This is a genomic window from Nocardioides mangrovicus, from assembly GCF_003674065.1.
Classification (GTDB): Bacteria; Actinomycetota; Actinomycetes; order Propionibacteriales; family Nocardioidaceae; genus Marmoricola; species Marmoricola mangrovicus.
The window spans coordinates 319,177-343,844 of the sequence record NZ_RDBE01000007.1 but is presented as its reverse complement, the minus strand read 5'-3'; the positions used below and the strand labels follow the sequence as shown (position 1 = coordinate 343,844).

Below are 24,668 nucleotides of genomic sequence, written 5' to 3'. Positions count from 1 at the left end.
CGCCGACGACAGCGCCGACGACAGCGCCGACGACAGCGCCGCGGAGGACGCCGCCGAGCCGGAGCCCGAATCGGAGCCCGAATCGGAGTCCGAGCCCGAGCCGGCCCAGGACGAGGACCAGGACGACGACGACGAGCAGCAGGACCAGCCCGACGAGGCACGCCCCGAGGAGGAGCAGGAGCAGCCGGCCGCTGAGACCAAGCCCGCCGGCGGCAGTGGCGGCGGCTCGGGCCAGGCCGTGACGCTTCCCGCGCTGGGCGAGTCGGTCACCGAGGGCACCGTCACCCGGTGGCTCAAGCAGGTCGGCGACGAGGTCGCCGTCGACGAGCCGCTGCTGGAGGTCTCCACCGACAAGGTCGACACCGAGATCCCCTCCCCCGTGGCCGGCACGCTGCTGGAGATCAAGGTGGCCGAGGACGAGACCGTCGAGGTCGGCGCCGAGCTCGCCGTCGTCGGCGACGGGAGCGCGGCCCCTGCCGAGGCCGAGCCTGAGGCCGAGAAGGAGCCGGAGCCCGAGCCGGAGCCCGAGCCGGAGCCCGAGCCGGAGCCCGAGGAGGAGCAGGCCGCTCCCGCCGCCCAGGAGGCGCCGGCGCCGACCAAGGAGCAGGAGTCCGCACCGGCCCAGCCGGCCGCCTCGGCGTCGTCGTCGTCGTCGTCGGACGGCCCCTACATCACGCCGCTGGTGCGCAAGATGGCCGCGGAGTACGGCGTCGACCTGGCCTCGGTGCAGGGCACCGGGGTGGGCGGCCGGATCCGCAAGCAGGACGTGCTCGCCGCCGCCTCGGAGGACGCCAAGGAGGCCAAGAGGGCCAGCCGGCCGCAGCCCGGTGCCGCCGAGACCCCAGCCGCTGCTCCGGCCGCCGGCTCCTCGAGCGCTCCCGCGGCACCGGCGGCCCCGACGCCGAGCCCGCTGCGCGGCAAGACCGAGAAGATGACGCGGCTGCGCAAGGTGATCGCCTCGCGGATGGTCGAGTCGCTGCAGGTCTCGGCCCAGCTGACCACGGTCGTCGAGGTCGACGTCACCGCCATCGCGCGGCTGCGCGACGGCGCGAAGAAGGACTTCGAGGCCCGCGAGGGCGTGAAGCTCTCCTTCATGCCGTTCTTCGCCAAGGCATCGGTCGACGCCTTGAAGACGCACCCCTCGCTCAACGCCGGGATCGACACCGAGGCCGGTGAGATCACCTACTACGACGTGGAGAACCTGGCCATCGCCGTCGACACCGAGCGCGGCCTGCTCACGCCGGTGGTCAAGGAGGCCGGCGACCTCTCGATCGCCGGCCTGGCCCGCAAGATCGCCGACGTCGCCGAGCGCACCCGGACCAACAAGATCAGCCCCGACGAGCTCTCCGGAGGCACGTTCACGCTGACCAACACCGGCAGCCGCGGCGCGCTGTTCGACACCCCGATCATCAACCAGCCGCAGGTGGCCATCCTCGGCACCGGCTCGGTGGTGAAGCGTCCGGTGGTGATCGACGACCCGAACCTCGGCGAGACGATCGCGGTGCGCCACATGGTCTACCTGGCACTGACCTACGACCACCGGCTGGTCGACGGCGCCGACGCCGCCCGGTTCCTCACCGACGTCAAGCAGCGCCTGGAGTCCGGGGTCTTCGACCTGTAGCGCGGGGGCGCAGGGACCCCAGGCCAGCCCCCCGTTCACCATGGTGCCATGGTGAACGGTCGCCTCCCACGATGAAGGACCCGTGGGAAGCGACCGCTCGTCGTGGGAAGTCGGACGCACCTGGCGGAGGCTGAGTACCTGGGCCCATGCGTCCGGGCTGCCGGGCCGCGACGATGAATGCGTGCGGTTCCAGGCGTTCACCTTCGAGCACTACCTGCTCATCGGGCTGTGCCTGGCCGGCTGCGTCGTGTTCGCGCTGCTGGGCCGCGCCGGCGACCGCCGGGAGCTACGTCGCTCGATGGCGGTGGCGACCTGCTGCTTCACCGTGCCGCTGCAGGTGCTGCAGCTCCTCCCGGGCGATTTCGGGCTCGGTACCTCGCTGCCGCTGCAGGTGTGCGACCTGGCCTGGATGGTGGCGGCCTACGCGCTGTGGACCCGGCGGCCGTGGGCGTGCGCCCTGCTCTGCTTCTGGGCGCTGACGCTCGTGCCGCAGGCGATCCTCACGCCGTCGCTGCAGCAGGAGTTCCCCGACCCTCGCTTCTTCATGTTCTGGGGGATGCACTTCCTGCCCGTGTGGGCGGCGGTCTACCTGCTGGCCATCGGCCAGCGCCCCGACTGGCGCACCTACCGACTCTCGGTGCTCGTCACCGCCGGCTGGGCGGGCGGCGTCATGGTGCTCAACGCGGTGCTCGGCACCAACTACGGCTACCTCAACCGCAAGCCGGCCGTGCACTCCGCGCTCGACCTGCTCGGCCCCTGGCCCTGGTACGTCGTGGCCGAGGTCGCCATCGTGGCGGGCGTGTGGGCGCTGATCACCTGGCCCTTCGCGAGACGTCAGGAACCTGCACGTCTGGCCCGGTGAGGCGTCGTGTTGTCGCGCGTCCGGGGTGGTGAGGCGTCGCAACCTTATTGGGCTCGTGCCCCTGGTTTCAGACCAACCCGCTTCGCCTTCGGCCGTTGCCTTCGTCGCCGTCCGTTGTTGGCTCGCCGAGGCGTCGCACGCCGACGGCTACGCCACGCGCGCTCCGCGCGAGACACGGAGCCATCGACCTGCGACGCCTCGGCTCCATATGATCAACCTCTTGGAAAAGTTGCCTAGGGCAACTTTTCTAGAGGTTGATCATATGCCCGGCAATCCCTTCAACAGCTTCCTTGACCGCCTCCGACAGGGTCGGGTGGGCGAAGACGTTGCGGGCTACCTCGTCGGCGGTGAGGTCCCACTTCTGGGCCAGGGTCAGCGCCGGGAGGAGCTCGGTGACGTCGGGGCCGATCAGCGCGGCGCCGATGATCTCGTTGTGCTTGGCGTCGGCGATGATCTTGACGAACCCGGCGGTCTCGCCGAGGCCGGCGGCCTTGCCGTTGGCCGAGAACGGGAACTTGGCGACCTTGACGTCGTAGCCCTTCTCCTTGGCCTGCTCCTCGGAGTAGCCGAAGGAGGCGATCTGCGGCTGGCAGTAGGTGGCCCGCGGGATCATGTCGAAGTCGATCTCGACCGTCTCGGCGTCGGCGATGGTCTCGGCGGCGACGATGCCCATCGCCTCGGCGGTGTGGGCGAGCATCAGCTTGCCGGTGACGTCGCCGATGGCCCAGACGTGCTCGACGTTGGTGCGGCCGCGTTCGTCGACGGCGATCGCGCCGCGCTCGGTGGTCTCGACGCCGGTGTTCTCCAGGCCGTAGCCGTCGAGCCGGGGGGCGAAACCGATGGCCTGGAGCACCTTGTCGGCCTCGATGACCTCGGTGCTGCCGTCCTTGCTCACGGTGACCTTCACACCCGAGCCGGTGTCCTCGATCGACTCGACCTTGGTGGAGAGCCGGACGTCGACGCCGAGCTTCTTGTAGTGCTTGAGGAGCTCCTTGGAGACCTCGGCGTCCTCGGTGGGCACCATCCGGTCGAGGAACTCCACGATGGTCACCTTCACCCCGAAGTTGGCCATCACGTAGGCGAACTCGACGCCGATGGCGCCGGACCCGGCGATCACCACGGAGCCGGGCAGGTTCTCGTCGAGGATCTGCTCCTCGTAGGTGACCACGTTGTCCGACAGCTCGGTACCGGGCACCAGCCGCGTGGTGGCGCCGGTGGCGATGATGAGGTCGCCCCAGGTGAGCTCGTCCTGACCGCCGTCCTCGAGGTCGACCACCAGCGTGGAGGGGTCCTTGAAGGTGGCCCAGCCGTGGATCTCGGTGATCTTGTTCTTCTTCATCAGGTAGTGGACGCCGTTGACGATGCCCTGGCTCACCTTGCGGCTGCGCGCGTGGGTGGGCGCGTAGTCCATCGAGGCGTCGCCGGTGATGCCGAAGACGTCCTTCTCCTTGGTGATGACGTGGGCGAGCTCGGCGTTGCGCAGCAGCGCCTTGGAGGGGATGCAGCCGACGTTGAGGCACACCCCGCCCCAGTACTTCTTCTCCACGACCGCGACGCTCTTGCCGAGCTGGGAGGCGCGGATGGCGGCGACGTACCCACCGGGGCCCGCACCGAGGACGACGACATCGAAGTGGCTCACGACCAGTCAGCGTAGTAGGGGTGATGTGGCTTCCCGCCGCGCGTGCGAGGTTGGGCACATGCGCTTCCTCCTCGCCGGCTCCTCCGGCTTCCTCGGCACCCGGCTGCGCGACACGCTGCTGACCTCCGGGCACGAGGTGCTGCGGCTGGTGCGGCACCGGCCCGAGGGTCCCGACCAGCGGGAGTGGGACCCCTACACCGCGCCCCTCGACCTCGGCCACCTCGACGGGGTGGACGTCGTGGTGAACCTGGCCGGCAGCCCCACCTTCGGCAACCCGCACTCCGCGCGTTGGCGCGAGGAGCTGCAGCGCAGCCGCGTGGCCACGACGCGCACCCTGGCCGAGGCCATCGCCGCAGCCGAGAGCCGGCCGGCGTTCCTGGCCGGCAACGCCACCGGGTGGTACGGCGACCACGGCGAGGAGCTGCTCGAGGAGTCCTCCGACAGCCGCGGCGACGCCCTGCTGACCCGGGTGAGCCGCGCCTGGCAGCGAGCCGCGCAGCCCGCGGTGGACGCCGGCGCCCGGGTGGTGTTCCTGCGCACCTCCCCCGTGCTGGACCGGCGCAGCGAGCCGCTGCACCTGCAGACGCTGCTGTTCAAGGCCGGGCTGGGCGGCCCACTGGGCGACGGCCGGCAGTACTACCCGTGCATCGCCACGGCCGACTGGGTGGGCGGCGTGCTGCACTGCGCCGAGCACGACTCACTGGCGGGCCCGGTGAACCTGACCCTGGCCGAGCCCACCACCAACGCCGGCTTCACCCGGGCGCTGGGCCGGGCCGTGCACCGCCCGACCGTGCTGCGGGTGCCGGCGTTCGCGATCCGGCCGCTCGCGGGCGGCCTCGCCCCCGAGCTGCTGGGCTCGGTCCGCCTCGTGCCGCGAGCGCTGCTCGACTCCGGCTACGCCTTCCGCCACCCCGACATCGACGCCGCGGTCAGGGCGGGGCTGTCGGCCTGACCGCTCGGATGGTGGCCATCCGCCACTCCTCCCCCACGCGCCGCAGCTCCAGGCGCCGGGTGAGCGGCGCCGAGGCGGGCAGCGGCTGGTGTGCGCTCACCGAGACCGCGACGGCCCCGACCAGCCGATCGGTCACGCGCAGCACCAGCCGGTCCGTGCCGGCCCGGGTCACCCGCACCGCCAGCACCTGCTGCGACATCCCGGTGACGACGAGGCCGCGGGCCAGGTAGCGCCGCAGCAGCGCGACATCGGCCCGGCCCGCGGCCGCGCCCGGGACGTAGAGCCGCCGCAGTGCGGCCGGCTCACCCGAGGCCCAGGCCCGGGCGCGGGCGGCGTCCCACCGGTGCAGCGCCACCAGCGCCGGCGACGATGGTGCCGGCGCACCGAGAGCCGCCGCGACCGGTGCAGGGCGAGGCTCGTGGACGGCCGCCGGGGTCACGACGGCCACCAGGGCGGCGACGACCGCCGCCAGCAGGGGCACGAGCACTCTGATCCGCACGAGGACCACCCTGCGGCGCCCGCCGAGGCCGTCACAAGGGTCGGTTTCGGCGCTGTGGAAAACTCGTAAGCATGCGGTTCAGCACGCTCGGCCTGGTCGACTACCGCACCGCCTGGGAGCTGCAGCGCGAGGAGCACCAGGCCGTCGTGGCGGGCGGCGAGGACCGCACGCTGCTGCTCGAGCACCCGCCCGTCTTCACCTGCGGCAAGAGCACCGACGCCCACGAGCGCCCGCTGGACCCCGGCGGCGCCGAGATCATCGACGTCGACCGCGGCGGCAAGATCACCTTCCACGGCCCCGGCCAGCTGGTCGGCTACCCGATCGCGCGGCTGCCGCAGCACGTCAAGGTCGTCGACTACGTCCGCCGGGTGGAGGAGGCGCTGATCGCGGTCTGCCGGGACTTCGGCGTCGTCACCGCGCGCGTGCCGGGCCGCAGCGGCGTCTGGCTGCGCGCCGACGACCGCGGACCCGAGCGCAAGGTCGGCGCCCTGGGGATCCGGATGAGCCGCGGCGTCACGATGCACGGCTTCGCGCTGAACTGCGACGTCGACCTGGACTGGTACGCCCGCTTCGTGCCCTGCGGCATCGACGACGCCGGGGTCACCTCCCTCTCGGCCGAGCTGGGTCGCGACGTGAGCATCGACGAGGTGGTGCCCAGCGTCGAGCGGCACCTGAGCGACCTGCTCGCCTGGGGTCCCTACGAGCCCACCCCGAGCTACGAAGCGCGCCCGGAGCCGGTGCGCCTGCTGCGTCCGTCCTGACCCGTCGGCCATGCTGGAGGTATGGCCGTTGCGATCAGGACCGTCGGCCTGCGCAAGGTGCTTCGTGCCCAGCGGGGGCGTCGGGTGGCGGTCGACGGACTCGACATGGAGGTGCCCGCGGGCGGCGTGCACGCGCTGCTGGGCGCACCGGGCGCGGGACGCTCGGAGGTGCTGCGGCTGCTGGTGGGACTGAGCCGGCCGACGGCAGGCACGATCGAGCTGCTCGGCGTCCCGGTGCCGTCCCGGCTGCCCGAGGTGATGCCGCGGGTGGGCGCGATGGTCGAGGAGCCGGTGTTCACCGGGTCGTTCAGCGGGCGCCGCAACCTGCTGCTGCTGGCCCGCGCTGCGGGCGTGGGCCGCGACCGGGTCGACGCCGTCATCGAGCGCCTCGGCCTGAGCGAGGCGGCCCGCCACCACTTCGCCGGCTACTCCGTGGGTGAGCGGCAGCGGCTCGCGCTGGCCGCCGCCCTGCTCAAGGACCCCGAGCTGCTGCTGCTCGACGAGCCCACCGCCGACCTGGACCCCGCCGGCGCGCGGGAGGTGGTCACGATGCTGCGCGAGCGCGGCGACGCGGGCCGGACCGTCCTGCTCACCACCGACGACCCGGCCCTGGTCCGCCAGGTCTGCGACTCCGTGCACCTGGTCGACGAGGGCCGCACCGTCGCCGCGGGCAGCGTCACCGACGTGCTGGGCGAGGTCCGGATGGAGATGACCGCGGTGCCCTCGGAACTGGAGTCGTTGCTGGGCTCGCGACACGAGGGCACCTCGTGAGGCGGCTGGTGGGCGTCGAGCTGGCCCGCTTCCGCTCCTCGCGCGTCGTGCTCGCCGTGCTGGTGGTGGCCGTGGTGGCCGCCGGGCTCTTCGCGTTCCGCACGGCCTACGACAGCCGGCCGTTCTCCCGGGCCGAGGTGGCCACCGCCCGCGCCCAGGCGTCGATGGCCGCCGAGGCCAAGCGCGGCGACGTCAAGGAGTGCCTGGCCGACCCGGCGACGATGCTCGGCCCCGGCGCCACCGCCTCGGACTGCCGAGCCGACCTGGTGCCGCAGACCACCGACTTCCTCACCCGTGCGCCGCTGCGGCTGCGAGTCGTGATGCAGAACAACGGGCTGCACCTGGCGGTGCTCGTGCTCGTGCTGCTCGTGGTGGCCGGTGCGGCCTTCGCGGGCTCGGACTGGGCCTCGCGATCGCTGCGCAACCAGCTGCTGGCCGAGTCGCGGCGTACGCGGGTGTGGCTGGCCAAGGCGGCCGCGGTCTCGTTGGGCTCGCTGGTGATCGCCGCGCTGGCGCTGGCGGTGTTCTGGGTGCCGCTGCGCATCATCGCCGCCGAGCGCGGCCTGAGCGTCACCGCCGGCTCGCTGGTGGTGTGGCACATCGTGCGGACGCTGGTGCTCGCCGCCGTCGCACCGGTGGGGGCGTACGCGCTGGCCATGCTGTTCCGCAGCACCGTCGGGGCGGTCGGCCTGGTGTTCGGCGTGAGCCTGGCCGCCGAGGTGCTGCTGGGCCCGCTGCCGGTGCGCGGGACCGGCTGGCTCACCCCCAGCCACAACGTGTTCGCGTGGCTGCTGGGCAGCACCCACTACTTCGACGCCTCGCTGCGCTGCGGCGGACCCGACTGCAAGATCCGGGTGCTCGACATGTGGCCGGCGGGAGCCGTGCTGGCGGTCGTGACCGCGGTCGTCATGGCGCTCTCGTGGGCCGACTTCCGGCGGCGCGACGTACCCTGACCAGGACCGGACCGGTCCGTGAACGCTTCGAGACCGGTCGAGGACCATCTGGTGACAGCCACGGTCGACGGGCCTACCGGCGGGTATGTTGCCGCCGACCAGGCGATCTCGGACGTACAGCGGGAGCAGGCAGTGACACTGAGCAAGACGGGGCGGGGACTGCTGCGTGCTGGCATCCCCCTGGCACTGGCCGCGACGAGCCTGACCGCCTGCGGAGTCGCTTCCTCCCACCACCGCCCGGCCGCAGCGCCCAGCAGCGCGGCCAGCAGCTCTGCGCCGGCGAGCGAGCCGGCCGAGCCCAGCGTCCCGACGCTGACGGCCGTGCCGCGCCAGGGCGCCGCCGGGCAGCCGCTGGAGCACCAGCGCACGCTGTTCGAGAACGCCGCCTACGAGAACGTCTCCGAGCAGGCGTTGAGCGCCTACCAGCGCGCGGCCCAGGTGATCGACACCGCCGACCCGAGCTGCCGGCTCTCCTGGACGCTGCTGGCCGCGCTGGGCGACGTCGAGGCCCGCTACGGCGCCTTCGGGCCCGTCCTGAACGGCCGGAACGGGCGGATCACCGTGCCCGACACCGACGGCGGGCAGATCGACGGCAACCCGCGCTTCGACCGAGCGGTGGGCCCGATGCAGCTGCTGCCGTCGACGTGGTCGCAGGTGGCCGTCGACGCCGACGGCGACGGCAAGCGCGACCCGCAGGACCTTGACGACGCCGCCCTGGGCGCTGCGGTCTACCTCTGCGGCAACGACGACGACCTGGGCACCCGGCAGGGCAAGAAGTCGGCGGTGTTCCGCTACAACCACTCCCGGCCCTACGTGCTGTTCGTGCTGGCGCTCTCCCACCGGTACGCGCTCAGCGAGCAGGCCCTCGCCCCGTCGATGGCCGCTCGCGCCCTGACGGCGGTGAGCGCCGAGGACCCGCTCGCGACCGCCAGCGACCCGACCGTCACGGCCGCCGACGTGCCGCAGGGCGTCGTGGTCAAGCCGAAGAAGCCGGGCAAGCCGGCCGTCTCCGCGCCCAGCGCGACCACCTCGGCCTCGGCCGGCTCGTCCGCCTCCGACTCGCCGTCGGCGTCCCCGTCCGGATCCCCGTCGGGCTCACCGTCGCCGGACTGCCCGACGGACACCCCCACCACGAGCGCCAGCCCCACCGCGACGCCGACGCCGGTCGACGGCTGCCCCTCCCCCACGGCCAGCCCGACGTCGAGCGCCGACCCCTCGCCCAGCGCGACGCCCTCGGCGTCGTCCTCATCGTCGTCGTCGGCCTCGGCGGCCACCCCCTCGGACACCCCGACGCCGTGACCCGCCTCGTACAGTGGAGGGCGTGACACAGGCTCCTGCCAACCCTGACGGCCGCAAGCTCCTCCGACTCGAGGTCCGCAACGCCGAGACCCCCATCGAGCGCAAGCCGGAGTGGATCAAGACCCGCGCCCGGATGGGCCCGGAGTACACCGAGCTGCAGGGGCTGGTGAAGCGCGAGGGCCTGCACACGGTGTGCCAGGAGGCGGGCTGTCCCAACATCTACGAGTGCTGGGAGGACCGCGAGGCCACGTTCCTCATCGGCGGCGACCAGTGCACCCGGCGTTGCGACTTCTGCCAGATCGACACCGGCAAGCCGCAGGCGCTCGACGTCGACGAGCCGCGGCGCGTGGCGGAGTCGGTGCGGACGATGGAGCTGCGCTACGCCACCATCACCGGCGTCGCCCGCGACGACCTGGCCGACGGCGGAGCGTGGCTCTACGCCGAGACCGTGCGCCAGATCCACGAGCTGAACCCGGGCACCGGCGTGGAGAACCTCATCCCCGACTTCAACGGCAAGCCGGAGCTGCTCGCCGAGGTCTTCGAGTCGCGGCCCGAGGTGCTGGCCCACAACGTCGAGACGGTGCCGCGCATCTTCAAGCGGATCCGGCCCGCGTTCCGCTACGAGCGCTCGCTCGACGTCCTCACCCAGGCGCGGGCTTTCGGGCTGGTCACCAAGTCGAACCTGATCCTAGGCATGGGCGAGACCCGCGAGGAGGTCTCGCAGGCGCTGCGCGACCTCCACGAGGCCGGCTGCGAGCTCGTCACGGTCACCCAGTACCTGCGCCCCAGCCCCCGCCACCACCCGGTGGAGCGTTGGGTCAAGCCGCAGGAGTTCGTCGAGCTGGCCGCCGAGGCCGAGGAGATCGGCTTCGCCGGGGTGCTCTCCGGACCGCTGGTGCGCTCCTCCTACCGCGCGGGCCGGCTCTACCAGCAGGCTATGGAGCGGCGCAGCGAGAGCGCAGCGGTCTGAGAGACTGTCCGGCGTGGCACGCAAGGCGAAGGACCCGAACAAGAAGCCCGGCCGCATCGCGCAGATGCGGCAGACCTACGAGCTGACCAAGCGCACCGACCCCAACATCGGGTGGCTGCTGCTGGCCTGGTTCGTCGCGACGGGCGTCGTCGGCTTCCTCGCGGTCTACTTCTCCCTCGGCCGGCACCTGGTCACCTCGATCATCACCGGCGTCCTGGTGGGCCTGCTGGTGGCGCTCATCGTGTTCGGCCGTCGTGGCCAGCGCTCGGCGATCGCCCAGATCGAGGGCAAGCCGGGGGCGGCGGCCGCCGTCCTGGGCATGCTCAAGCGCGGTTGGAAGACCGACCCGGGCATCGCGTTCACCAAGCAGCAGGACGTCGTCACCCGCGTCGTCGGCCCGCCCGGCATCGTGCTGGTGGGCGAGGGCAACCCGTCCCGGCTGCGCACCCTGCTGGCCACCGAGCGCCGCAAGCACGAGCGGGTCACCGACGGCACCGCGGTGCAGGAGCTCATCGTCGGCGACGGTGAGGGTCAGGTGCCGCTGCAGCGGCTGGTCAAGCACGTCTCCAAGCAGAAGCGCACGCTCAAGCCGGCCGAGATGACCGACGTCCTCAACCGGCTGAAGGCGCTCGACGCGAACCGGTCGAACATCCCGCTGCCGAAGGGGCCGGTGCCGACCTCGATGAAGGGGATGCGGGGGAACCTGCGAGGTCGCTGACCGGCGCCAAGGACCAGCGGCGCCGCAGCGGCGTCTCGACCCAGTGGTACGACGCCGCCGCCAGCAGCACCACGATCGGCAGCGTGACCCAGCCCCACGAGGAGTGGATCGGGTTGCGGTGCACCAGCGTCGTGAACGCCGTGAAGACGCCGGTGTTGACCAGGTAGAGGCTGTAGGAGATCCGCCCGAGGTAGGGCAGCGGCCGCACGGAGAGAAGCCGCCCGAGCAAGCCGGCGGGCAGCGCGGCCACGCACAGCACCACGCAGGCCGCGGCCACCGCCGTCTGCCCGAAGCCGGTGACGTCGTAGCGGGCCGGCAGCGGCAGCCCATCGCTCTCGATGTGGTCGAGCACCACCAGCATCGTCAGCCCGAGCGCCCCGACCAGCGGCGTGAGTGGCGAGCCGGCCACGCGGTCGCGGCCGGCGTGCAGCACGAAGGCCACCACGGCTCCGCACAGCAGCGCGTCGACGTGGGTCTGCGGGCCGAAGAGCCACGCCTCGTAGCGCGCTCCCCCGACGTACGCCGCGTGGCGGACCACCCACGCCACGGCCACGCACGCGAGCAGCAGCGGCACCACCAGCCGCGCCGGCACACGGCGCAGCAACGGCAGCAGCAGCCACGGCCAGAGCAGGTAGAACTGCTCCTCGATCGCCAGCGACCAGCTCCACGCGAACCAGCCGCTCACGTGCTCGCCGCCGGCCAGGCCCAGCACCGCCTCGGTGCCGTAGCCCAGGGTCGAGACCGCTCCCAGCCCCCAGGTGCTCACCGGCACACCGACCAGCAGCAGCACCGCGGCGGTGACGACGACCGCCAGCACCATCGCCGGCGTCAACCTCGCCAGCCGGCGGCGGTAGAAGGCGCGCAGGTCGAGCCGCCCGGTCAGGTCGTGCTCGCGCATCAGCAGCGTGGTGATGAGGTAGCCGCTGAGGACGAAGAAGACGGTGACCCCGTGGAACTCGTCGATGTGCGGGGTGCCGTAGTGACCCGCGACGACGGTGACGATGGCGAGTGCGCGCACTCCGTCCAGCGCCGCGTTGTGGTCCCTCATGGCGCCTACGACGGTACGGTCGCGCGGCGCCTCAGTCCGGCAATTCGGATAATCGGTACGTGCCGGTCCGGGCAGCCAGGTCGTGGAGACCGCGTCCGTCGGGCTTGAACACCAGCGGCGGGATCACCAGGCAGACCAGCAGCTGCCGCGCCAGCGCCGGCAGCAGCGGCACGCGCCGGCCGTTGGTGTGCAGCACCCGCAGCCGGGTGGCCAGCTGCCCGAACGAGCCGCCGGCCAGCGCGGTACCCACCGCGCTCTCGACCCAGAAGACCCCGAGCACGATCCAGTTCGTGCTGGTGTCGAACCAGTGGTCGGGGCCGACGAAGAGCAGCGTCACCAGCGAGCAGCCGGCCCAGTCCACCAGGAGCGCGAGGATCCGACGTCCCCACGAGGCGGTGGTCTGCACAGCGGCGAGCGTAGCGATGAGGACCTGATCCACTCCCACAGCCAGCCGTTACATGCCCGCAACAAAGCCGATACGGTCGAGTAACGGCTCCTCCATAGGTTCGCGACCACGGGCTGCCCGGGGGCCTTGCTCGTCGCATCGGCGTGTTTTCACCCAGTCTTTCCACTCAACGGAGGTCGGATGTTCCAGAACAGCGAGGAGCTGCTCAAGTACGTCAAGGACGAGGGCATCGAGATGGTCGATGTCCGGTTCTGCGACCTGCCCGGGGTCATGCAGCACTTCACCGTCCCGGTCTCGTCGTTCGACCAGGCGGTCTTCGACGACGGTCTGGGCTTCGACGGGTCCTCCATCCGTGGCTTCCAGGCCATCAACGAGTCCGACATGCAGCTCTACCCGGACCCGACCACGGCCTACGTCGACCCGTTCCGTGAGGCCAAGACCCTCAACGTGAACTTCTTCATCCACGACCCGATCACCGGCGAGGCGTACTCGCGCGACCCGCGCAACATCGCCAAGAAGGCGCTCGCCTACCTGGCCAGCACCGGCATCGGCGACACCGCGTTCTTCGCCCCCGAGGCCGAGTTCTACATCTTCGACAATGTCCGGTACTCCACCGAGGTCAACGCCGGCTACTACCACATCGACTCGATCGAGGGCTGGTGGAACTCCGGCGCCGAGGGCGACAACCTCGGCTACAAGACCCGGCTGAAGGGCGGCTACTTCCCCGTCGAGCCGTACGACCACTACTCCGACCTGCGCGCGGAGATGGTCAAGAACCTCGAGGGCGTTGGCCTGCAGGTCGAGCGCGCCCACCACGAGGTCGGCACCGCCGGCCAGGCGGAGATCAACTACCGCTTCGACACGCTGCTCAAGGCCGCCGACGATGTCATGAAGTTCAAGTACATCATCAAGAACACGGCCTGGCGCAACGGTAAGACCGTGACCTTCATGCCCAAGCCGATCTTCGGCGACAACGGCTCCGGCATGCACGTGCACCAGTCGATCTGGAACGACGGCGAGCCGCTGTTCTACGACGAGACCGGCTACGGCGGCCTGTCCGACATGGCCCGCTGGTACATCGGCGGCATCCTCAAGCACGCCCCGTCGCTGCTGGCCTTCACCAACCCGACGGTGAACTCCTACCACCGCCTGGTCCCCGGCTTCGAGGCCCCGATCTCGCTGGTCTACTCCTCGCGCAACCGCTCGGCGTCGGTCCGGATCCCCATCACCGGCTCGAACCCCAAGGCCAAGCGCATCGAGACCCGCTTCCCCGACCCCTCGGCCAACCCGTACCTGGCCTTCTCGGCCCTGCTGCTGGCCGGCCTGGACGGCATCCAGAACAAGATCGAGCCCGCCGACCCGATCGATAAGGACATCTACGAGCTCCCGCCGGACGAGATGGCCGAGATCGACCAGGTCCCCACCTCGCTCGGCGCCGTCCTCGACTCCCTCGAGGCCGACCACGGCTTCCTCACGGCCGGCAACGTCTTCACGCCGGACCTGATCGAGACCTGGGTCGACTTCAAGCGGACCGCCGAGATCGCCCCGGTCCAGCTGCGGCCGCACCCGCACGAGTTCGAGCTGTACTACGACATCTGATCCCTGGGCCTTCGCGCCCAGCTCGTTCTCACGTGAACGGCCCCTGGCCTGCCGAATGTCGATCGACGTTTGGCGAGGTCAGGGGCCCTTTCGCGTCTGCATCGCGACGTCGTTCCACCAGGAGACGACCCCTGTCTGCGGCGGGCGGCCGTGGACAGGAGGCTGAGGAAAGGGTTGGTCGACGCTACCGAGGGCTCGCTACTCGAAGCGGTCGGCGCGAGAGCGGTCGATGTGCCCTTCACCGCCCGCAGCAGGATCCGACGGCTCCGCGGGCCGGTCAGGGTCGAAGGAGACCTCGATGCTCTGGAAGCCCTTGGCTCGTTGCGCCTCGGCCTGCTCGGTGTAGGCGCGCTCGTCACCCCGGGTGAGCTCGACGTTGTCGGTGAACGGGGTGAGCAGTGCGCGCGGGTAGAGATGGCGGACGCGTACGACGTTGATCTCCGCGCTGATCACGATCGCGACCGCGGTCAGGTACAGGAACGCCAGGAGTCCCAGCACCACGGCGAACACGCTGTTGGTGGCGCTGGCGTTCTTGACCACGTGGCCGACGTAGCGCACGCCGAAGGTCTGCAGCAGCTGCCACGCCACGGCTGCACTCAGAGCACCAGGCACGAGCTGGCGCACGGTCAGCGACCGGGCGGTCGAGAACCGGAACGCGAAGACGAACACGACGCCGTTGAGGAGGACGGAGACCACCAGGACACCGATCCGGGCGACCACTCCCAGTGCACTCGAACCACTGACGCTCAGCGCTGAGAGACCGGTGGTGACCAGCACGGCCACGCCGACGGTCAGCAGCAGGAGCAGGCTGCGCCCGCGGCTCTTGAACGGGTCCGGCCGCGAGTTGCGCGGCACCGACCAGGCTGTGTTCATCGTGTACTGAGCCGCCTGGGCGACGCCGAGTCCGCCGTACAGCGCTCCGAGGACGCCGACCACCAGGCCGAGCACGCCGCCGCCGATGGCTCGAGGGCGCCCGAGCTCGGGACCCACCACCGGGAACTGGCTCAGCGCCGAGGTCTCGATCCGGTGCTGCAGGCCGACGTCGCCGGACAGCACGAACCCGAGAACGGTCGCGAAGACGAGCAGCAGCGGGAACAGCGAGACGAACGCGTAGTAGGTGATCAGCGCGGCCAGGTACCCGCCCGAGTCGTCGATGTACTTGTACACGACCGCGATGGGGAACCCTACCCACGGCCTGCGTCGCTGCAGACCGTCCAGCACCGATGCGACGTTCACCGTTCTCGCCACTTCGGCGCTGAGGAGGTCACAGACGGATTCTGCGCCACGAACGCCACCGTCGCGTCGTGCTCCTCACGACCGACGTGGTTGCACCCGGTGGTGAGGTGGGGATCCGACACCCGGGTGGCACACTCTGCGCCCATGCGCGAACGCCCCGACAGCCCGCTCCACCTCCCCTTGATGCTCGCGCTCACCTTCTCCACCGGGATCATCGACGCCATCGGCTACCTCGGTCTCGACCGCGTGTTCACGGGCAACATGACCGGCAACGTCGTCGTGCTCGGCATGGGGTTGGCCGGCGGCAACGGACTGCCCGTGCTGGGGCCGCTGGTGGCGCTGGTCGGCTTCCTGGTCGGCGCGGCGCTGGCCGGACGGACGCTGCGTCGCCGCGGCGCGGGCTGGTCGAGCCTGACCACGGTGCTGCTGCTCGCGGTGGCCACGGTGATGCTGGTCGTCGGGGTGCTGCTGCTCGCCGACCCCGACCCCGCCCGCGTGGTGGCCCTGCCGGTCACGGGTCTGCTCGGGCTCGCGATGGGCACCCAGGCCGGGACGGCCCGGCAGGTCGGGGTGCGCGACGTGAGCACCGTCGTGGTCACCTCCACCCTCGCCGGGCTCGCGGCCGAGTCGTGGTTCGGCAACGGGCGCGGCGCGCAGCCGTGGCGGCGCGGGTCGGCGGTGGCGCTCATCCTCGCCGGTGCGTGCGTCGGCGCCCTGCTGCTGCGGGTGCACCTCGGCCTCGGCGTGCTCGTCGCGGCCCTCATCACGGTCGTGGTCGCCGTGCTCGGCCACCGTGATACCCACCGCGTCGTCCCTGCAGCAGCAGACGCCTGAGCCGCGGTCGCAGGGCGCCGAAGGCAAGCCTGGGCTTGCTTGCGCGCCGCGGCTCGAATGGCAAGAGTTGAACCACTCAAGTCTCCTCCGACGTGAAGGAGTGGCCCTCGTGCCCACCACGCAGACCCCGTCCGACCTGTCCACCACCCCGGAGATCGCGGCGGGTGCCGCGCAGTTCCTCACCCCGGTCGTCCTCGACCTCGAAGCGCTCGTCGTGAACGGAAAGCAGGCGCACTGGCACGTGCGCGGCGGCAGCTTCATCGGTGTCCACGAGCTGCTCGACGACCTCGTCACGCACGCGCAGGAGTACGCCGACACCGCGGCCGAGCGCGTCGTCGCGCTCGGCCTGCCGCTGGACTCGCGCCTGGCCACCGTGGCGGCCAAGACCACGCTGCCGGCGCTGTCCGACGGCTTCCAGCAGTGGCCCGACACCGTCGCCGAGGTGGTCGCGCTGATCGACGCCGCGCTGGTCACGGTGCGCACCGCCGTCACCGGGCTCGACACCGTCGACCTCTCCAGCCAAGACGTCGCCATCGAGATCGAGCGGGGCCTCACCAAGGACCGCTGGCTGCTGCAGGCCCACGTCGCCCAGTAGTCCCCTGCAGACGTTCGTGGCCGACACCTTGCGTAACTGAGGTAAGCCTTACCTATACTCGAGGTATGAGGCCGCACCGCTGCTCCGAGCCGTTGGACCACTTGCTGGTCGTGGTCGAGCACGAGGAGCTCGACGCCGTACGCGCACTGCTCGCCCTCGTGCCCGAGACCACCTACGGCCAGGTGTTCGTCGAGACCGGGCCGGACCAGACGTTGCCGACGCTGGCCCGGCCCGGCCGCGTCACCGTGCACCAGATCGTCCGTAGCGCGGAGGATCGTCGCGGGACGCCGGCTCTCCTGGCCTCGCAGGCCTGGATCTCGGAGTGGATGCCCGACGACGCGGACCCCGCCCGCGAGCTGGCCATCTACGTCGGGGCGTGCATGCAGGCCGGATCGCCGGCGCTCGGCGTGCCGCTGGTGCGCCTCTAGCTGCTACGCGGGCCGGCCGGCCAGCGCGTCGGCCAGGCCCGTGAGGAGCCGGTCCACGTCCTCCTCGGAGGTGTACGGCGCCAGGCCGATGCGCAGCCCTCCGGTCGCCTCGAGGCCGAGGCGGCGGGCGGGTTCGTAGGCGTAGAAGGTGCCGGCCGGGGCGTTGACGCCGTGCTCGGCCAGGCGCGCCCGGATCTGCTGGGGGTCGCGGCCCTTCCAGGTGGCCAGCAGCGTGGGCGTGCGCCGGGCGGCGCGCGACCACACGGTGGCGCCGAGGTCGAGCAGACCCTGCTCGACGCGCTCGCGCAGCCGGTCCTCGTGCTGCTCGAGCGCGGCGAAGGAGGCGACCAGGCGCTCGCGCCGGGTGCCCTCGCCGGGCACCAGGTCGGCCAAGAAGTCGACGGCGGCGGTGGTGCCCGCCAGCAGCTCGTAGGGCAGCGTGCCGAGCTCGAAGCGCTCGGGGACGGCGTCGCTCGAGGGCAGCAGCTTGTCGGGATGGATCTGCTCCAGCAGCTCGGGTCGGCCGTGGACGACGCCGCAGTGCGGGCCGAAGAACTTGTAGGGCGAGCAGGCGAACAGGTCCGCGCCCAGCCCAGCCACGTCGACGCCGGCGTGGGCGGTGAGGTGCACACCGTCGACGTAGAAGAGCGCACCCGCCTCGTGGGCGAGAGCGGCGACGGCGGGCAGGTCGGGGCGGGTGCCGATGAGGTTGGAGGCGCCGGTGAGGGCGACCAACCGGGTGCGCCCGGTGACCTCCACCGGGCCCAGCTCGCCGGTGGCGGGGTCGACGTCGATCCAGCGCACCTCGGCTCCGACGCGGCCCGCGGCGATGACCCACGGCCGCACGTTGGCGTCGTGGTCCAGCCGCGAGAGCAGCACCTCGTCACCGGGCTCCCACTGCGCGGAGAGCGCACGGGCGAGGTCCATGGTCAGCTGGGTCATGCTGCGCCCGAACACCACGCCGGCCGGGTCGCCGGCCAGCAGGTCGGCCATGGCCTGGCGCCCGGCGACCACGGCAGCCTCGGCGTTGCGCTCGGCCGGGGTGGCCGAGCCGCGGTTGGCCAACGGCGAGGTGAGGGTGTCGTAGACGGCCTGCGCGACGACGTCGGGAGTCTGCGAGCCTCCCGGCCCGTCGAAGTGGGCGGCCCCGGTGCCGGGAGCTGCAGCCAGCGCCGGGAAGTGCGAGCGGATCCGGGCGACGTCGTAGGTCATGTGGTCAGCATGCCGGGCGGCGGCTGCGGCACCGACGAGGGACGCTCAGCCGGCCGGATAGTTCTGCCCGCTCAGCAGGGAAGCCAGGTGGACGGCGTTCGCAGCCACGCCCGCGGTGGTGGAGGCGACAGCCTCGGGGGTCTCGTCGAGGTCGTTGTAGTCGGTGCTGCCCATGGCCTCGCCGTTCCAGTAGGTGCCGCCCTGCGCGGGGATGGTGAAGCCGACGTCGTTGAGGCACTGGAAGGCGACGCCGCAGATGTGGTGCGCGCCGTCCTCGTTGCCGACGACCGCCACCACGGCGACCTTGCCGTAGAGCACGGGGCGACCCTGCTCGTCGGTCTCGGCCACCTCGGCGTCGAGACGCTCGAGCACCCGCTGGCACACGCTGGACTGCTGGCCCATCCAGGTCGGCGTGGCCAGCACCACGATGTCGGCGGCGTGCACCTGCGCGCGGATCGCCGGCCACTGGTCGCCGTCGCCCATGTCGGCCTCGACGCCCGGTCGGACGTCGTGGTCGACCACCCGCACCGTGTGGGCGGTGATGGTGGCGTGCTCGCGCATCGCCTCGACCACCTGGCCGGCGAGCAGGTCGCTGCTGGAGGGCGCGGGGCTCGGCTTGAGCGAGCAGTTGAGCACCAGGACGTCGAGGTCGGTCACGCATCCTCGGTGCCCCGCGCACCGCGGGGCGATCCGCACCCCATGGGGTGGTCAGCGGTCGGTGACCAGTCGAGCGTGCAGGTGCTCGTCGTAGGGCCGGCCGTCGCCGTAGACGTAGGCCTGCCGCACGGTGCCCTCCAGCGCGAAGCCGGACCGCTCGGCCACGCGGCACGAGCCCGGGTTGGCGAGCGCGTGGTAGAGCTGCACCCGACGCAGCCCGAGGACGTCGAACGCGTGGGCCGTGACCAGTCCGAGCGCGGCGGTGCCGACACCGCGGCCCCGCTCCGTGGCCAGCACCCGGTAGCCGACGTCGGCGGTGCGGTGCCGAAGGTCGATGTCGGTGAGGCTGATCGTGCCGACGAAGCGGCCGGCGTCGGCGATCGCCCAGGTGCGGCTGGCGGCGTCGTCCTGGGAGCGCAGCTCGAGCCACTCGCGGGCGGTGGCGCCGCGCATCGGGTTCCACTGCCGGACGTCCGGGTCGTCCATGAGCCGCTGGATCGCCTCGCCGTCACCCGCGACCACCTCGCGCAGACCGATGTCCACGAGCGCCACCCTAGGCTGAGCCGATGGGCCGGTCCCTCGAGGTGCGCAGAGCCGCCGACTGCTTCGTGACCACCACCGAGGACGGCGTGCACACCCGCCACGCGTTCTCCTTCGGCACGCACTTCGACCCCGCGCACACCGGCCTCGGACCGCTGGTCGCGCACAACCAGGAGCTGCTGCCGCCGGGCACGGGATACGACGCCCACGCCCACGCCGGGCTGGACATTGTCAGCTGGGTGGTCGAGGGCGAGCTCACCCACACCGACTCCACCGGACACCGGGCGGTGACCCCCGCGGGCCGGCTGCAGCTCCTGCGCGCCGGCTCCGGCGTCGAGCACGCCGAGCGCAACGAGGGCGACCGGCCGCTGCGGTTCGTGCAGATGTGGCTCGTGGCCGACGACCCGGCCGCCGCGCCGGCGTACGCCCAGCCCGACGGGCCCACCCTCCAGGTCTCCTCGCGCGCGCGGCTGCACGTGGCGCGAGGCGAGAAGGGTCACACCTTCCGGCTCCCGGAAGCCGACTACGTGCACGTGTCGGTGGTGCGTGGTTCGCTGGACCACAGCGCCGGGCCACTGGGCCCGGGCGACACCGCACGGGTGCGCGGCGAGCAGGACGGCGCCGTGCTGCTCACGGCTCTGGAGCCGTCGGAGATCCTGGTGTGGGAGATGGAGGAGTGATGGGTCAGGTCAGCGTCGTGGACGTCCCCGAGCGCAGTCGCTACGAGGTCGAGCAGGACGGCGAGGTGATCGGCTTCGCCGCCTACTCCCGCCAGGGCGACTCCGTCGTGCTGCCGCACGTGGAGGTCGAACCCGCCCACCAGCACCAGGGCCTCGCCGGCCGGCTGGTGCAGCAGGCCATGGACGACGCGCGGGCGCAGGGCCTGCGCGTGCTCCCGATCTGCCCGTTCGCGGTGCGGTGGATCGGCGAGCACCCCGAGTACCAGGACCTCGACGCCAGGAGGGCATCGTGAACGAGGCTTTCGTCTACGCAGCAGTCCGCACCCCGTTCGGCCGGTTCGGCGGCGCGCTCGCCGGCGTCCGTCCCGACGACCTGGCCGCCGTCGCGATCACCGGCGTGCTCGACCGCGCGCCCGGCCTCGAGCGCGCCGCCGTCGACGAGGTCGTGTGGGGTGCGGCCAACCAGGCCGGTGAGGACAACCGCAACGTCGCCCGGATGGCCACGCTGCTGGCCGGGCTGCCGACGTCGGTGCCCGGGACCACGGTCAACCGGCTCTGCGGCTCCAGCCTCGACGCCGCCATCATCGGCTCGCGCGAGATCGAGGTCGGCGACGCCGACGTCGTGGTCACCGGCGGCTCGGAGTCGATGACGCGCGCCCCGTGGGTGCTGCCGAAGCCCGCCCGGCCGTTCCCGGCCGGCAACCTCGAGGCACCCTCCACCACGCTGGGCTGGCGGCTGGTGAACGACAACATGCCCGCGGAGTGGACGATCTCGCTCGGCGAGTGCAACGAGCAGCTGCAGGAGCGGTTCGGCATCTCCCGCGAGCGGCAGGACGAGTTCGCCGCCCGCTCCCACAACCTCGCCGACGCCGCCTGGGAGGCGGGCTTCTACGACGACCTCGTCGTGGCGGTGCCGGAGGTCGACCTCGCCCGCGACGAGGGCATCCGGCCCGGCAGCACGGCCGAGAAGCTGTCCGGCCTCAAGCCGTCGTTCCGCGAGGACGGCACCATCACCGCCGGCAACGCCTCGCCCCTCAACGACGGCGCCTCCGCGGTGCTCCTGGGCTCCGAGGCCGCCGCGGAGGCGATCGGGACGGCTCCCCTGGCCCGGATCGCCGGCCGGGGTGTGCACGCGCTGGACCCGCAGGACTTCGGTTTCGCCCCGGTCGAGGCGGCCAACCAGGCGCTGGCCCGGACGGGCATCGAGTGGTCCGACGTCTCCGCGGTCGAGCTCAACGAGGCGTTCGCGGTGCAGTCCATCGCCTGCGTCGACGCCTGGAAGGTCGACCCCGAGATCGTCAACGCCAAGGGCGGCGCCATCGCGATCGGGCACCCGCTCGGAGCGTCCGGCGGCCGCATCCTCGGCACGCTGCTGGGCCGGCTGCGCGAGTCCGGCGACCGGTGGGGCGTCGCCGCCATCTGCATCGGCGTCGGTCAGGCGCTGGCCGTCGTCGTCGAGAACGTCGGCTGAGGCACCCCCACCGCACCCAGCACGGCCGGCAGCAGCGCCTTGGCGATGCGCTTGTAGCCCGCGCCCGAGGGGTGGAACCGGTCGACGGCGAACATCGCGTCGGGCTCGCTGAGGAAGAACGGTCCCACCGCGTCGAGCGCGACCACGTGCGCGCCGAGGGGCAGCACGGCTACGCGCTGGGCCGCGGCCAGCGACCGGGAGGCGCGTCCGCCCAGGGCGCGCAGCGGCTGGGGCACCGCGGTGAGGGCGCCGAGGTCGGGGCAGGTGCCCACGACCACCTCGCAGCCGCGCTCGCGCAACGCGGTCACCGCCTCCACCAGGTGCGCCACCGAGTCGGCCTGGCGCACCCGGTGGGTGACGTCGTTGCCGCCGACGACCACGACGGCGACGTCGGGCCGGTAGCCGGCGGGGAGGCCGGCCAGCTGTGCGCGCAGGGCCGAGCTCTCCGCGCCGACCACGGCGCCGGTGTGCAGCCGCACCGCGCGGCCGCTGCGCCGGGCGGTGCGCCGGGCCAGCTGGGCGCCCAGGGTGTGCTTGCGCCGCTCGGCGCCCAAGCCGGCGGCGATCGAGTCGCCGAGCATGAGCAGCTCGAGCCGGTCGCCCTGCTTCTTCTTCCAGGTGCGGTCGGCGGCCAGCGCCTCCTCCCCCAGCGGCTTGCCGATGGTGCGCCGGGCCTGGCGGGCCTGCAGCCGGAGCAGCTCGCGGCCGGCGACGACGCCGCTGGCACCCGCGACGGCGACCAGCGTGAGCACCCGCCTCATGCGGCGCGAGCGACGTCCTGGCCGCAGACCTCGCGGTAGTGCCCGACCAGCTCGTCGACCACCGCCGCCCAGGTGCGTCCGGCCACCGCCTGCCGGGCATTGGCCGCCAGGTGCATCCGCAGCGCGGGCTCGCGGGAGGCCCAGGAGACCAGGTCGCGCAGCGAGTCCGGCTCGGCCGGGTCGTGGAGCAGGCCGGTGCGCCCGTGCTCGACCAGGTCGGCCGGGCCGCCCACGCCGGGTGCGACCACGGCGACACCGCTGGCCTGGGCCTCCTGCACGGTCTGGCAGAACGTCTCGTTCTCGCCGGTGTGCACGAACACGTCGAGGCTGGCGAACGCGGCGGCCAGCTCCTCACCGCGCAGCATGCCGGTGAAGACCGCACCGGGCAGCATCCGTTGCAGCTGCCCGCGCACCGGCCCGTCACCCACGACCACCAGCCGAACGCCGGGCAGGTCGGCCAGCTCGGCGAGCCGGTGCACCTGCTTCTCCGCCGCCAGCCGGCCGACGTAGCCGACCAGCACCTGGCCCTCGTCGGCCCAGCGGCGGCGCAGCTGCGGGCTGCGGCGACGCGGGTCGAACAGGTCCAGGCTCACGCCTCGCCGCCACAGGTGCAGGTCAGTGACGCCCAGGGCCGCCAGCTGGTCGTGGGAGGCACGAGACGGCACCAGGTTGCGGTCGGCGCGCCGGTGGATGCGCGCCAGCCAGCGCGTCATCACCCGCTCGGCGTGCCCGGTCATGAACGCGTGCGGGTAGTGGCGCGCGAAGCCGGCGACATCGGTCTGGTAGACCGCCACCGTCGGTACGCCCAGCCGGCGGGCAGCACGCTGACCGGTCACCCCGAGCGCGACCGGCGAGGCCAGGTGCACGACGTCGGGGGCGAAGCGCGCCATCGCGCGCTCCACCGCCGAGCCGGGCAGGCCCAGCGGGAACTCCTGGTAGCCGGGCAGTGCCAGGGAGCGCACCCGCACCACCTCGGCGCCGGCGTACTCCCGCGGGCCGGGCCCGGGGGCCACCACGAGCGCCTGGTGGCCGGTGGCGCCGAGCCGGTCCACGACGTGCCGGACCGAGTTCGCCACTCCGTTGACCTGCGGTAGGAACGACTCCGTGACCACGCAGATGCGCATGGTGACACCGTCCGGGGCGAGCGTGAACGTCGCGGGTGCGACCCGGCCCCTCGCGCGTGCACACCACGTGAACAACACCGCCCCGTGTTGCGAGCATGTGTCCGGCTCCTGAGAGAGCCCACCCCTGCGAACCCCCTTCGAACCTCGTAAATCGGACATGATCCTGAGAATCGTTCGGATCGAGAACTTTTTCGCTCACCACCCCCATCCGGCTCGGTGCAGCCGGGCGAACCCCCACCCGTGACCGAGAATCCTGCCCAGACCCTCGTCGTCATCCCCACCTACAACGAGATCGACAATCTCCGCCCGATCGTCCAACGCACCCTGTCCGCCACCTCGGCCGACGTGCTGGTCGTCGACGACGCCAGCCCCGACGGCACCGGCGAGCTCGCCGACCGCTTGGCCGCCGAGCTCGCACCGCGCGTCCACGTGCTCCACCGCACCGGCAAGCAGGGCTTGGGAGCGGCCTACCTCCACGCCTTCTCGTGGGCGCTGAACCGCGGCTACGACGCCGTGGTCGAGATGGACGCCGACGGCTCCCACTCCCCCGAGCAGCTGCCGCGCCTGCTGCGGCGGCTCGACACCGCCGACGTGGTGCTGGGCTCGCGGTGGATCGCCGAGGGCGGCGTCGTGGACTGGCCGCTCTCGCGGCGGCTGCTCTCCCGCGGCGGCAACTGGTACGTGCGCCGGGCCCTCGGACTGGATGTGCACGACGCGACCGGCGGCTTCCGCGCCTACCGTGCGCAGGCGCTACGAGCGGTCGACCTGACCGGCGTCGCCTCCCACGGCTACTGCTTCCAGGTCGACCTGGTGCGCCGGGCGCTGGTCGCCGGCATGCGGGTCGCCGAGGTGCCGATCACCTTCCGCGAACGCCAGTACGGCACCAGCAAGATGAGCGGCTCGATCGTGCGGGAGGCGCTGTGGCGCGTCACCGTGTGGGGCGCAGCGTCGCGCCTGGGCCGAAGGACGCCGAGCGACCTCGTCGGCCTCCCCGCGGCGCGTCCGGTGCGCGAGGCACCGCGCGCCGCCTGA

At 72.3% G+C, this 24,668-nt stretch carries 27 protein-coding genes; 17 read left to right on the top strand and 10 right to left on the bottom strand.

Annotation, left to right across the window (positions count from 1 at the left end):
* Together sucB and D9V37_RS11160 are read left to right on the top strand one after the other, a co-directional pair.
* The coding region (gene sucB / locus D9V37_RS11165; RefSeq protein ID WP_232524863.1) for a 2-oxoglutarate dehydrogenase, E2 component, dihydrolipoamide succinyltransferase at nucleotides 1–1,621 on the top strand (1,621 nt) is incomplete at its 5' end.
* Between the two features lie 181 nt (nucleotides 1,622–1,802).
* Nucleotides 1,803–2,483, top strand: a complete 681-nt coding sequence (locus tag D9V37_RS11160) for a YwaF family protein (protein WP_121806222.1) — start codon at nucleotides 1,803–1,805, stop codon at nucleotides 2,481–2,483.
* Nucleotides 2,484–2,730: 247 nt separating this feature from the next.
* Here D9V37_RS11160 and lpdA read toward each other — a convergent pair whose 3' ends face one another.
* Complete coding sequence (gene lpdA / locus D9V37_RS11155; RefSeq protein ID WP_121806221.1) at nucleotides 2,731–4,122, bottom strand: dihydrolipoyl dehydrogenase; 1,392 nt, start codon at nucleotides 4,120–4,122, stop codon at nucleotides 2,731–2,733.
* Nucleotides 4,123–4,180: 58 nt separating this feature from the next.
* Here lpdA and D9V37_RS11150 point away from each other — a divergent pair, with 58 nt between their 5' ends.
* Complete coding sequence (locus D9V37_RS11150; RefSeq protein WP_121806220.1) at nucleotides 4,181–5,074, top strand: TIGR01777 family oxidoreductase; 894 nt, start codon at nucleotides 4,181–4,183, stop codon at nucleotides 5,072–5,074.
* Here D9V37_RS11150 and D9V37_RS11145 read toward each other — a convergent pair.
* On the bottom strand, nucleotides 5,052–5,573 hold the full coding sequence (locus tag D9V37_RS11145; protein ID WP_147455927.1) for a hypothetical protein: 522 nt from the start codon (nucleotides 5,571–5,573) through the stop codon (nucleotides 5,052–5,054). The genes D9V37_RS11150 and D9V37_RS11145 overlap by 23 nt on opposite strands.
* A 71-nt stretch (nucleotides 5,574–5,644) precedes the next feature.
* Here D9V37_RS11145 and lipB point away from each other — a divergent pair, with 71 nt between their 5' ends.
* The 6 genes from lipB to D9V37_RS11115 are packed head-to-tail and all read left to right on the top strand — an operon-like array spanning nucleotide 5,645 to nucleotide 11,045.
* Nucleotides 5,645–6,334, top strand: coding sequence for a lipoyl(octanoyl) transferase LipB (lipB, locus tag D9V37_RS11140; protein WP_121806218.1), 690 nt, complete (start codon nucleotides 5,645–5,647; stop codon nucleotides 6,332–6,334).
* A gap of 21 nt (nucleotides 6,335–6,355) precedes the next feature.
* A complete protein-coding gene (locus D9V37_RS11135; protein ID WP_121806217.1) occupies nucleotides 6,356–7,105 on the top strand; it encodes an ATP-binding cassette domain-containing protein in 750 nt (249 codons plus the stop codon).
* A complete protein-coding gene (locus D9V37_RS11130) occupies nucleotides 7,102–8,058 on the top strand; it encodes a hypothetical protein (RefSeq protein ID WP_121806216.1) in 957 nt (318 codons plus the stop codon). The genes D9V37_RS11135 and D9V37_RS11130 overlap by 4 nt, the downstream gene beginning before the upstream one ends.
* Nucleotides 8,059–8,109: 51 nt before the next feature.
* Complete coding sequence (locus D9V37_RS11125) at nucleotides 8,110–9,357, top strand: lytic transglycosylase domain-containing protein (RefSeq protein ID WP_147455926.1); 1,248 nt, start codon at nucleotides 8,110–8,112, stop codon at nucleotides 9,355–9,357.
* A gap of 22 nt (nucleotides 9,358–9,379) precedes the next feature.
* Nucleotides 9,380–10,327, top strand: coding sequence for a lipoyl synthase (lipA, locus tag D9V37_RS11120; protein WP_121806538.1), 948 nt, complete (start codon nucleotides 9,380–9,382; stop codon nucleotides 10,325–10,327).
* A 13-nt stretch (nucleotides 10,328–10,340) separates the two neighbouring features.
* Nucleotides 10,341–11,045 carry a DUF4191 domain-containing protein gene (locus D9V37_RS11115; RefSeq protein ID WP_121806214.1) on the top strand — a complete coding sequence of 235 codons (705 nt, stop codon included), beginning with the start codon at nucleotides 10,341–10,343 and terminating at the stop codon, nucleotides 11,043–11,045.
* Here the strand turns inward: D9V37_RS11115 and D9V37_RS11110 are convergent.
* Complete coding sequence (locus D9V37_RS11110; protein ID WP_121806213.1) at nucleotides 10,939–12,093, bottom strand: acyltransferase family protein; 1,155 nt, start codon at nucleotides 12,091–12,093, stop codon at nucleotides 10,939–10,941. The two genes, D9V37_RS11115 and D9V37_RS11110, sit on opposite strands and share 107 nt — an antisense overlap.
* A gap of 31 nt (nucleotides 12,094–12,124) precedes the next feature.
* A complete protein-coding gene (locus D9V37_RS11105; protein WP_121806212.1) occupies nucleotides 12,125–12,499 on the bottom strand; it encodes an RDD family protein in 375 nt (124 codons plus the stop codon).
* 180 nt (nucleotides 12,500–12,679) lie between these two features.
* Between D9V37_RS11105 and glnA the strand changes: the two genes are divergently transcribed.
* On the top strand, nucleotides 12,680–14,098 hold the full coding sequence (gene glnA / locus D9V37_RS11100) for a type I glutamate--ammonia ligase (protein WP_121806211.1): 1,419 nt from the start codon (nucleotides 12,680–12,682) through the stop codon (nucleotides 14,096–14,098).
* Nucleotides 14,099–14,296: 198 nt separating this feature from the next.
* Here glnA and D9V37_RS11095 read toward each other — a convergent pair whose 3' ends face one another.
* The gene (locus tag D9V37_RS11095; RefSeq protein ID WP_198412499.1) at nucleotides 14,297–15,334 is read right to left on the bottom strand and encodes a YihY/virulence factor BrkB family protein; all 1,038 of its coding nucleotides are present in this window, start codon (nucleotides 15,332–15,334) and stop codon (nucleotides 14,297–14,299) included.
* A 144-nt stretch (nucleotides 15,335–15,478) separates the two neighbouring features.
* On the opposite strand from D9V37_RS11095, the gene D9V37_RS11090 reads away from it, so the two are divergent.
* The 3 genes from D9V37_RS11090 to D9V37_RS11080 all read left to right on the top strand — a co-directional run bounded on the left by D9V37_RS11090 (nucleotide 15,479) and on the right by D9V37_RS11080 (nucleotide 17,191).
* Entirely contained in the window at nucleotides 15,479–16,168 is a 690-nt protein-coding gene (locus D9V37_RS11090) for a YoaK family protein (protein ID WP_121806210.1), read from the top strand.
* Nucleotides 16,169–16,277: 109 nt separating this feature from the next.
* On the top strand, nucleotides 16,278–16,763 hold the full coding sequence (locus D9V37_RS11085) for a Dps family protein (RefSeq protein ID WP_121806536.1): 486 nt from the start codon (nucleotides 16,278–16,280) through the stop codon (nucleotides 16,761–16,763).
* A 65-nt stretch (nucleotides 16,764–16,828) separates the two neighbouring features.
* Nucleotides 16,829–17,191 (top strand): hypothetical protein, encoded by a 363-nt coding sequence (locus tag D9V37_RS11080; protein WP_121806209.1) that lies wholly within the window; start codon nucleotides 16,829–16,831, stop codon nucleotides 17,189–17,191.
* 3 nt (nucleotides 17,192–17,194) lie between these two features.
* On the opposite strand, the gene D9V37_RS11075 is transcribed toward D9V37_RS11080, so the two are convergent.
* The 3 genes from D9V37_RS11075 to D9V37_RS11065 are packed head-to-tail and all read right to left on the bottom strand — an operon-like array spanning nucleotide 17,195 to nucleotide 19,603.
* Nucleotides 17,195–18,403 (bottom strand): cysteine desulfurase-like protein, encoded by a 1,209-nt coding sequence (locus D9V37_RS11075; protein ID WP_121806208.1) that lies wholly within the window; start codon nucleotides 18,401–18,403, stop codon nucleotides 17,195–17,197.
* Between the two features lie 45 nt (nucleotides 18,404–18,448).
* The gene (locus D9V37_RS11070) at nucleotides 18,449–19,060 is read right to left on the bottom strand and encodes a flavodoxin family protein (protein ID WP_121806207.1); all 612 of its coding nucleotides are present in this window, start codon (nucleotides 19,058–19,060) and stop codon (nucleotides 18,449–18,451) included.
* Nucleotides 19,061–19,111: 51 nt separating this feature from the next.
* Nucleotides 19,112–19,603, bottom strand: coding sequence for a GNAT family N-acetyltransferase (locus tag D9V37_RS11065; RefSeq protein WP_198412498.1), 492 nt, complete (start codon nucleotides 19,601–19,603; stop codon nucleotides 19,112–19,114).
* 23 nt (nucleotides 19,604–19,626) lie between these two features.
* Between D9V37_RS11065 and D9V37_RS11060 the strand changes: the two genes are divergently transcribed.
* The 3 genes from D9V37_RS11060 to D9V37_RS11050 are packed head-to-tail and all read left to right on the top strand — an operon-like array spanning nucleotide 19,627 to nucleotide 21,751.
* Nucleotides 19,627–20,280 carry a pirin family protein gene (locus D9V37_RS11060; RefSeq protein WP_121806205.1) on the top strand — a complete coding sequence of 218 codons (654 nt, stop codon included), beginning with the start codon at nucleotides 19,627–19,629 and terminating at the stop codon, nucleotides 20,278–20,280.
* A complete protein-coding gene (locus tag D9V37_RS11055) occupies nucleotides 20,280–20,573 on the top strand; it encodes a GNAT family N-acetyltransferase (protein ID WP_121806204.1) in 294 nt (97 codons plus the stop codon). Before D9V37_RS11060 ends, D9V37_RS11055 begins: the two co-directional genes overlap by 1 nt.
* Complete coding sequence (locus D9V37_RS11050) at nucleotides 20,570–21,751, top strand: thiolase family protein (RefSeq protein WP_121806203.1); 1,182 nt, start codon at nucleotides 20,570–20,572, stop codon at nucleotides 21,749–21,751. The genes D9V37_RS11055 and D9V37_RS11050 overlap by 4 nt, the downstream gene beginning before the upstream one ends.
* Here D9V37_RS11050 and D9V37_RS11045 read toward each other — a convergent pair.
* Together D9V37_RS11045 and D9V37_RS11040 are read right to left on the bottom strand one after the other, a co-directional pair.
* Nucleotides 21,715–22,512, bottom strand: a complete 798-nt coding sequence (locus D9V37_RS11045; protein WP_198412497.1) for an SGNH/GDSL hydrolase family protein — start codon at nucleotides 22,510–22,512, stop codon at nucleotides 21,715–21,717. The two genes, D9V37_RS11050 and D9V37_RS11045, sit on opposite strands and share 37 nt — an antisense overlap.
* Nucleotides 22,509–23,636: a glycosyltransferase family 4 protein gene (locus tag D9V37_RS11040; protein WP_121806201.1), complete on the bottom strand. Its 1,128-nt coding sequence runs from the start codon at nucleotides 23,634–23,636 to the stop codon at nucleotides 22,509–22,511. The genes D9V37_RS11045 and D9V37_RS11040 overlap by 4 nt, the downstream gene beginning before the upstream one ends.
* A 240-nt stretch (nucleotides 23,637–23,876) precedes the next feature.
* Between D9V37_RS11040 and D9V37_RS11035 the strand changes: the two genes are divergently transcribed.
* Nucleotides 23,877–24,668, top strand: a complete 792-nt coding sequence (locus D9V37_RS11035; protein ID WP_121806200.1) for a polyprenol monophosphomannose synthase — start codon at nucleotides 23,877–23,879, stop codon at nucleotides 24,666–24,668.